This window comes from Streptomyces sp. NPDC127084, assembly GCF_042724175.1.
GTDB lineage: Bacteria > Actinomycetota > Actinomycetes > Streptomycetales > Streptomycetaceae > Streptomyces.
Genome location: NZ_JBHXFA010000010.1, coordinates 26,121 through 33,339, shown reverse-complemented (window position 1 = coordinate 33,339; position 7,219 = coordinate 26,121). Strand labels below are relative to the sequence as shown.

Sequence of the window (7,219 nt, the reverse complement as noted above, 5' to 3'; positions counted from 1 at the left end):
CGGCGGGGGGGGCTCTGGGGGGGGGGGCGCGCGTCTGGGCGGGGGGGGGGCGGCGGGGGGGGGGGACCAGGGGGGGGGGGGTTGGGGGTGGGCGGGCGGGGGGCCCCGGGCCCCCCCCACGGCGGCGCCACGCACGCCCAACTCCCGCAGGGTGGCGATGGTCCTGCGACTCAGTCCGAAACCGACCTCCTTGACGATCACCGGAACGTCGACCCCAGCCGCGATTCGCTCGATCTGTGGCGCCCAGGCGGAGAAGGAGCGGTCGCCCTCGGGCATTGCCGTCTCCTGGATGACGTTCAAATGGATCTGAAGGGCGTTGGCCTGAAGGAGATCGACGGCCCGCCGCGCGTCGTCGACGGACGCATTGGCGTTGATGTTGCCCATGATGAAGCCGTCGGGGTTCTCTCGACGCATCACACTGAAGGTTCCCGCTGACGACTCGTCCTTGAAGTAGGCGCTCATGGAACCCGTGGCGATGGCCAGGCCGGTCTCGCGGGCGGCCACGGCCAAGTCCCGATTGATGACCCCGGTGTTGACGCTGCCGCCGGTCATCGCGTTGATATAGAGAGGGGCCTGCCATTCGAACCCGGTGAATCCCGTGGCCAGGCGAACATCGGAGCGGTCGATACCGGCCAGGGCGTGATGGACGAACGTGACGTCGTCGAACTCGTTCTGCCCACTGTGCCTGCGCTGTTGCTCGACGGTGAGCCGGACGTGATCGTCCTTGCGTTCAGCGATCATTGCGCACGTTCCTTTCACTTGTACTTATCTCGGCAGGACGCAGTGGAAGGTGTCTCACTCCTGCGGTGGCCCACCTTGTTCGCAACTTGCCTATTCGCGCGTCGGCTTCGGCGGGCATCAGGGCGATTCCACAGTCGCCTCCTCCCGCCCCGGACGGTTTCGCCGCGCCTCCCAGTACCTCGGCGGCCTCGCACAACGCGGTCAGCTTCGGCGTGAAGATGCCCAGCCCCACCGCTTCGTCGAGCTCGGCGAGTGCTCTGCGGGAGCGCCGTATCCCGTGCAGCAAGGTCTCTCGGTCCCCCTTTTCGAGGGCTGTGATGGAGGTGTGCACACAGTCGGTCATACGGGCCATGAAGCGCTTGTGCGCGGTGCTGCCCTGCCAATGACGACGGCCGAGTCGTGAGACGAGCGAGTCCGTGGAGACGGGGGTTCCTGTCCAGCCGATCTCCATACCAAGCCGTGCGGGTGGTGGCAGCCGGCGCACTTCGAAGCCCGGCCATTCCGCGCGTACCGCCTCGTCGATCCCTTTCCGCGCCGCCGTTGCGAGAACGGCAGCCCGGTCAGGTGCCCGATAGGCGATCCACCCGCCCCAGGTACTGGCTGCGAGATCAGCGCAGGATGATCGGGTGTTGAGCCGCGCCGTGGCGATGAGGGCGAGCCGGAACCGGGCTTCCGGCGACAGGTCCAGGCCGTGGTACGCCGCCAGGGCGGCGACCGTCGCCACCGTTACGGCACCGCTCGATCCCAGACCGAACTTCGTACCCCGATCGTGGAGTTCACTGCTGATCGACAGATGTGCCCCGGATACGGACCAGCCACGCTCGGCCAGCAGGGTATGCATCACCTCGATCACCGACAGGACGCAGGCCAGACCGCTTCGGGCGCGCTCACCGTCGCCCAGGCCGCACCACACAAGCCCGCCGCCCGCCTTCAGCCGAAAGCGCGCCTCCCCGTCCAGGAGATCGGAGACGATCACGATGTCCGCTCCAGCAGGTTCGGACACGGTGACGCGTACGTACCGGTCAACCGCCATGACGATAGCGGGCGTTCCAGGCTCGATGACGGCGTACTCACCGGAGACGAACAGCTTCCCCGGTGCCTGCCGCGACACCGTACCCTCGGCAGACATCAACTGCCTCCGGAGAGCAGGCGGGCGCCGGGGCCGCTGCGGGCCACTACGACCGAGCCGCTCGGGATGGCGTCACGCAGCGCCGCGGCCACCCGGTCAGCGTCCGAGCTGTGGCACAGGACCTTGACGTTGGGGCCCGCGTCCATGGTGCTGTAGGCAGGTGTGCCTTCCTGTCGCAGTCGGAGCACCCGGTCGAGCAGGGTCAGTGTGCCGGGCGACAGGTAGCGCACGGCTGGGCGGGCCGCCAGCATCGTGGCGTGCATGCCCAGCGCGTTGCGCTCAGCGATCTCACCAACCGCGTCCAGGTCACCACGCCCCAGTGCCAGACGCATCTCGATCAGGTCTCTCTCGCTCGAATCGGCCCAGGGCCGGTAGAGCGGCGAGGTGTCGACGGTCCGCCGCATGGCCGCGCGGCTGGACACGGCCTTCGGGCTGTCGTCCACCAGTGCGATCACCAGCGCGGGGTCGAGGCCTCTGACGGGCACCGGCTCGGCGTAGGAACTGCCGTCCGGGTCCTCCTCCCCGCCCGCGTGCCACAGCGAGAAGCCGGCGAAGACCGACCTCGAGGCCGAACCCGATCCGCGCCTGGCGAGGCGGGAGAGCTCGGTGGCGTCGAGATCGAGGTCGTATGCGGCTGCGGCCGCGACGGCCAGAGCGGCGAAGCCACTCGCCGAGGAGGCGACGCCTGCTCCGGTGGGGGCCGTGTTGTGGCTGTCGACCACCGCCCGCTCGCGTCGCCCGGCCAGCTCGCGGACCAGCTCGAGGAAGTCGAGGACTCGCCGCAGCGTCTCGCCGGCGGCATGCCTGCCGTTCAGCGTCACTCGGTCCGCGCCCGCCGCCGGGGCGAGCCGGACAGTGGTGGTCGTCGGGAACACGTCCAGGGTCATCGACAGGCTGCTCGTCCACGGGATGACGAGTCGCTCGTCGCGCTTTCCCCAGTACTTGATCAAGGCGATGTTCGGCTGGGCGACAGCCGTCACAGCTCCGTCGACTTCCGGGGTACACGGGCGGGACGGGCTCGTCCGGAGTCCTTCAGTGGGCATGGTCGGTGCTCCTCCCGAGCGGCGCGATCCAGGTACGCGTCGCGCCGGCGTCCTGCAGCCGGGTCTCGATCCGCCGTGCCTGGGCAGGTCCACCCGCGAGCGCGATCATGCAGCCGCCCAGTCCGCCACCGCTGATCTTGGCGCCGAGACTGCCCGCCGCCAGCGCGGCGTCGACCAGAGAGTCGATCCGTTCCGTGCTGAGGCCCGCCGAACCGAGCAGCGCGTGGTAGCTCGTGAGGCTGCTTCCGAAGTCCTCGGCCCGGCCGTGGGCGAGATCGCTTACGGCCGAGCCGGTCAGTTCCGTGGCCCGGCGCACGAAGTCCTCCTGCGCGCCGGGATCGTGGACGAACGCGGACAGCAGGAGCTCCACCGCCGCCTTCGTCTCACCTGCCGCACCGCTGTCCGCGATGACGAGGAAGCCGTCGAAGCCGACGCGTAGTTCCCGGGCTGTGCCACCCCGGAAGCGGATGGGGGCGGGTGCACCCGTGGCGAGCGCATCCACACCGCTTGCCCTGCCGTGGGCGATGTTCTCCGCGATCTGCACCAGTTCGAAGATGGCGGACTCGTCGAGTTCGTGGTCGAACAGGTCGGCCAGCCCGAGGACGATGGATCGTGCGCACGCCGCGCTGGAACCGAGGCCACGGCCCAGGGGAATGGCGCAGTCGACCAGCACGTCGATGTGTGCCTCGTCGGTGACCTCGGCCCGCTCCTTGATCTCCTTCACGAGGCGCTGCAGGCCGTCGGTTGCCTGAAGCGCCACCGTTCCCGAAACGGAGCTGGTCACGGAGAAGGAGACCTCACCGGTGCGGTTGTCGGGGCCGGGAAGTCGCGCGACGGTCGCCGTCACCGGCAACTGCGGGAGCGGCACGGCGAGTGCCTCCGCGCCGTACACGACCGCGTGCTCCCCTATCAGGATGATCTTGCCGTGGGCTCGTCCGATTCCGATACGGCGGGTACCGATTTCGCCCGGCAGGCCTTGTGCCGAGGTCGGCGAAGTCAACGCGCTCATCCCCCTGGTTGTGTGCAGCGCTGCGAGTCGTGTGTCGGAGGGGCGCTTCGGGCGCCCACGTGAGCGTCACGTGGGCGCCCGGGGCGTGCCCAGGCCCCGGTGCGAAGTGGCTCAGTTCTGGGCCAGGACTCCGATGCCCACCAGCATCGTCACGCTGCTCATCAGCATGCTGAGGTACGGGCCCACCAGAGACTTCTTCTTGACCGAGGTGACCACGCTCTCAATAGGGGCGTTCGCCGCCTTGGAGAGCGAGAACATGTAGACCTGGCAGGCGAGCCAGGCCGCGATGAAGAGGATCATGAGCCAGTTGAACCCGGAGTTCAGGTATACGGACCCGACGATCGTCAGCGAACCGACGCACATGAGTACGGACTGGACGGCAAGCGTCTTCTTGATGCCCAGGGCGCGAACATATGTCCGCACACCGAACTCCTCGTCGTCGAAGTAGTCCTCGACCTGGTTGGTCGTGAACAGCGCGACGAGTACGACGGTGAGGGCCGCCGTGGCAACGACGTTGGTCCACTGCAGGTCGTTCTCGAAGGCGCGCAGCACGAAGAGCTGCGGAATCCACACCCACATGTACAGGCCGAACAACTGGCCGACGCCGGCGCTCTTGAGGTGCCACGGGGGAAGCGAGTACTGGGCACCCACGATCCAGCCGGCCGTCACGATCAGCAACAGGTCCCAGTGTCCGGTCCGGATGGCCAAGAAGACGGCCAGACCCACGTAGACAAGACTTGTCAGGATGATGTCGCCGACGACCCGCTTCACTCCGAGGCCGAAGACAGCCGTGGCCAGACGGGACTTGTTCGCCGCGTCCTCCCACCGGTCGGCCAGGGCATTGATCTGGTCGGCGAGCTGCATGTTGACGATCGCGAACAGCACCGCCATCGCCGCGTTCACCGAAAGCAGCTCGTCCCAGCTCGTGGCCCCCAGCATCGCCGGTGTGAGTCCGATGAGGATGTGGCCCGGCAGGAACTCGGGGCGGCGAATGAAGAAGTAGTACTTGAGGCGGGTTCCCAGCGGTGGCCGGACCGGATCGTCCTCGCTGGTATCGGTCAGGATCCGGGTCAACCGTGCACGGGTTGAGGCGTCGGCTGTTGACATGCCTTGCTCTTCCTTTTCGTCTCTCTGCAGCACAGCTGGGATTTGTGACTGCTGCGACCGACGTCCGAATGCCGGTGGTCTGAGCAGCCGTGAGGCTCGTCGATGACCGGCGAGGGTCAGGACGAGAGAGATGAGGGCACCCCGGTCCCGCGGTCATGCTGCAGTGGTCGGGGGATGAGCTCCCGCGGAACCGGTGTGTCACGTGGACCCGGAGGGCGGGAGCCGCTGTCAGGAGCGGGTGATCGACCGGCTTTCGACGACATCCCGGTAGTCACTCGCGATGGTTTCCAGCTCGTCGGCCACGTCTCCTACGACGCCCTCGGCCAAGGTCCGTTCGGAGCGGTCCATGCGGCGGTTGGCCTCGACGATCGCACTGGTGGCCGGCAGCCGGACGCTCTCGTAGCGCTGGAGCGCGGTCGGCACGTCATCGTCGGCGTCGGCCAGTTCGGCGGCCAGCGCGATGCCGTCGAGAATGGCCTGGGTGCCGCCGTTGGCCCCGATCGGGTACATCGGGTGGGCGGCGTCACCGAGGAGGGTGACCCGGCCCTCGCCCCAGGAGGTCAGTGGGTCGCGGTCGACCATCACGTGGTGCAGGAGATGCGGGCTCGACTCCAGGGTCGCCCGTACGTCAAGCCAGCCGAAGTCCCAGTCGGCGAAGTGCGGCAGCAGGTCCTCGAGCTTTCCAGGGCTGAGCTGCGCCTCACCCTGCCAGTCCGGGTCCGCCGCCAGGCACACCCAGTTGAAGAGAACCTCGCCGCGCTCGGCGTGCGGCCAAGAGCACGGGTAACCGACCATCCGGTTGGCCCGGTCATCGGAAGCGATGATCATTGTCCTGCCGTCGATGAACTCGGGAAGCTCGGTCAGGCCACGCCACATCCGCACGGGGGTCCGGCGCAGCGGTGGCCCGTCGGGGTGAAGCTGTGCCCGGATGGCGGAGTCCACTCCGTCACCGGCGATCAGCACATCTGCCCTGAGGACGGAGTCGCCTGAGGAGGGCGAACTGATGTGGACGCGCACCTCGTTGTCGTCCTGGTCGAAGCCCCGCACCCGAGTCGCGGTACGGATCGCGTCAGCTCCGAGGCGCGAGCGGACGGCGTCGAGCAGCATCATCTGCAGTTCGCCGCGATGGATGGAGTACTGCGGATGGTCATGGCCGGCGGCGATGCCCCGAGGCTCGGACCACAGGGTGGTGCCCTTGTGGTCGATGTAGCGGTGCTCGCGGGTGGCGATGCCGGTGGCCGCGAGCCTCTCGCCCAGGCCGAGGGTGGTCAGCTCCGCGATCGCCGCGGGTTGGATGTTGATCCCGACACCCATCGACCGGATCTCCGGCGCCTTCTCGAGCAGGGTGACGCGCAGTCCACGGGCATGCAGGGCGAGCGCTGCGGCCAGTCCTCCGATCCCGGCCCCTGCGATGACGATGCCCGGGGAAGCTGCCTCGGTCATGACGGCTGTCGCCTTTCTCTACGGATGAGCGTCTGCGAATGAAGGCCAGTGGGGGAAGTCAGGGAGCCGTGACGACCGAGGCCACCGAGTACACGCCGGGCGCGGGCTTTCCGAGGGCAGCGCTCTTCCTGCCGTACTCCTGCGCGGCGGGATCGGCCATCGTGGCCTCGATGTCCGCGAGGCTGCGCCACTGCGCGACGTTCACGACCCTACTGCCGTCCTTGCCTGCGAGAGTCGTTCCGGATACGAATCCGGGGCGATGCCGGATTACCTTCTCCAAACCCTCGTTGAGGACACCGAGGAGTTCCTGGTGCTTGTCCGGTTCGACTTCGAAGACGTTGATCAGAGTGACGAGATCGTCGGTTGCGCGAAAAGCGAATTCCGTCATGTGGTAGAAGCTAGCAACTGCCCCGCTTTCCGAACCACACTTCCATTGACTCACGAAAATGCTCGCGTCCGGGAAATTCAGCCGAGTAGAAGAACCCTGCTCCAGGGGAAAGGAAGGCGACAGGTCGGCAAATACCACGCGGCGCAACCCTGTCAACCTTGTCGGCCCCGTAACGGGTTTCGGCAATCATGCGGGGCGTCGCGCGGGTGGGCAAGGCCTCGGGGCTGTGCGGAAAACGAGCACGGCGGGCGGTCGACTGTCTCGCCGACCGTAGTCCGTCACGACGAGTGAGGGGCTGGGGCGGGCGGGGGGCGGGGGGCGGGGCGCGCGGGGCCCGCGCCACGCGGAGGGCCTGGCCG

General features: G+C 68.0%; 6 protein-coding genes and 1 pseudogene. All 7 read right to left on the bottom strand.

What is annotated here, in order from left to right:
* Positions 1 to 741, bottom strand: a pseudogene (locus ACFWI9_RS04400) (hypothetical protein); the annotation flags it as partial.
* Positions 731 to 1,870, bottom strand: a complete 1,140-nt coding sequence (locus ACFWI9_RS04395; RefSeq protein WP_387158989.1) for a phosphomevalonate kinase — start codon at positions 1,868 to 1,870, stop codon at positions 731 to 733. The gene ACFWI9_RS04395 and the pseudogene ACFWI9_RS04400, both read right to left, overlap by 11 nt.
* A complete protein-coding gene (mvaD, locus tag ACFWI9_RS04390) occupies positions 1,870 to 2,850 on the bottom strand; it encodes a diphosphomevalonate decarboxylase (RefSeq protein WP_387158988.1) in 981 nt (326 codons plus the stop codon). The genes ACFWI9_RS04395 and mvaD overlap by 1 nt, the downstream gene beginning before the upstream one ends.
* 52 nt (positions 2,851 to 2,902) lie before the next feature.
* Positions 2,903 to 3,922 (bottom strand): mevalonate kinase, encoded by a 1,020-nt coding sequence (mvk, locus tag ACFWI9_RS04385; RefSeq protein ID WP_387158987.1) that lies wholly within the window; start codon positions 3,920 to 3,922, stop codon positions 2,903 to 2,905.
* A 111-nt stretch (positions 3,923 to 4,033) separates the two neighbouring features.
* Positions 4,034 to 5,029: a UbiA family prenyltransferase gene (locus tag ACFWI9_RS04380; RefSeq protein WP_387158986.1), complete on the bottom strand. Its 996-nt coding sequence runs from the start codon at positions 5,027 to 5,029 to the stop codon at positions 4,034 to 4,036.
* A gap of 228 nt (positions 5,030 to 5,257) precedes the next feature.
* Complete coding sequence (locus ACFWI9_RS04375; protein ID WP_387158985.1) at positions 5,258 to 6,472, bottom strand: FAD-dependent monooxygenase; 1,215 nt, start codon at positions 6,470 to 6,472, stop codon at positions 5,258 to 5,260.
* A 58-nt stretch (positions 6,473 to 6,530) separates the two neighbouring features.
* Positions 6,531 to 6,860, bottom strand: a complete 330-nt coding sequence (locus ACFWI9_RS04370) for a putative quinol monooxygenase (RefSeq protein WP_387158984.1) — start codon at positions 6,858 to 6,860, stop codon at positions 6,531 to 6,533.
* Between the last annotated feature and the right edge of the window lie 359 nt (positions 6,861 to 7,219).